This is a genomic window from Vibrio sp. 10N.261.51.F12, assembly GCF_041471725.1.
Taxonomy (GTDB): domain Bacteria; phylum Pseudomonadota; class Gammaproteobacteria; order Enterobacterales; family Vibrionaceae; genus Vibrio.
The window spans coordinates 1-986 of record NZ_JBFROV010000042.1 but is presented as its reverse complement, the minus strand read 5'-3'; the positions used below and the strand labels follow the sequence as shown (position 1 = coordinate 986).

At 53.2% G+C, this 986-nt stretch carries 1 protein-coding gene; it reads right to left on the bottom strand.

All coding sequences use genetic code 11. From position 1 onward, the window contains the following. On the bottom strand, nucleotides 1-986 hold a 986-nt coding region (locus AB4405_RS21470), incomplete at both ends, for a VCBS domain-containing protein (protein ID WP_372062759.1).

The window sequence follows — 986 nt, the reverse complement described above, 5'->3', positions numbered from 1 at the left end:
GAGCTGTTGTCGACTTTATACGTCCATTGACCATCCGTGCCGATGGTAAGGGCGCCGTAAGTCGTGCCCACTGGCGTGCCAGCACCCGCTATGAAGGTCTCTTCATTGGCGTCGGTATCGCTGATCACTAAGGTATTGCTGGCGACCAAGTTGCCATCGCTATCGAGATCTACCGGCGCGTCTTCGATGGCATCATCGCTGGCGCCACTGATAACACTCGGTAGATCGTTGACACCGGTAATTGTAATGACGATGTTGTGTGTGGTGCCATCTTCACTGAGTACTTGGAACGTCTCGGTGCGCGTTTCGCCTTCACCCAGTGATTGTACCGAGCTGTCTGTATTGTCTATCTCGTAATTCCACGCCCCGGTGGCATCAATGGTTAAGGTGCCCACAGGTGTGAGGCCGTTGCCATCATCGACTTTGGTGACGCTGGTTTGGAACTGGCTCTCGCCTTGGTCGGTGTCGGTAATCGTCAGCTGGCCGCTTTCTTTTAGTAAGTCACCCGCTTGAATCTCGGTGTCCTCAATCACGCCACCGATGTCAGTGCCCGCGATAACAGGTGCATCATCAGTCCCTTGAATGGTCACTTCGATAACTTCTGTCTTCGTGCCATCAATCGAGGTGACTTCAAAGCGCTCTATTCGAGTCTCGCCGTCACCCAGCTCTTGAACCCCTTCAAGGCTGTTCACGACTCGGTAAGACCAAGTGCCATCCGCTTGAATGGTTAACTCACCTAGCGGTTGTTGGCCATCGGCATTCGCAACCTTAGTCACCGCTGTACTAAAGGCATTCTCACCCGCATCCAAATCGGCAATATCAAGTTTGCCATCACCCAGCAGCTCACCCGCGACAGCGCCTGTGTCTTCTTTTACAACATCTGTCGTAGCACCGCTAATAAACGTTTCATCTTCCGCGCCGTTCACCGTCACGCTAATCGTGTGCTCGGTACCGTCCGCAGAGGTCACAATAAAGGACTCAACTAG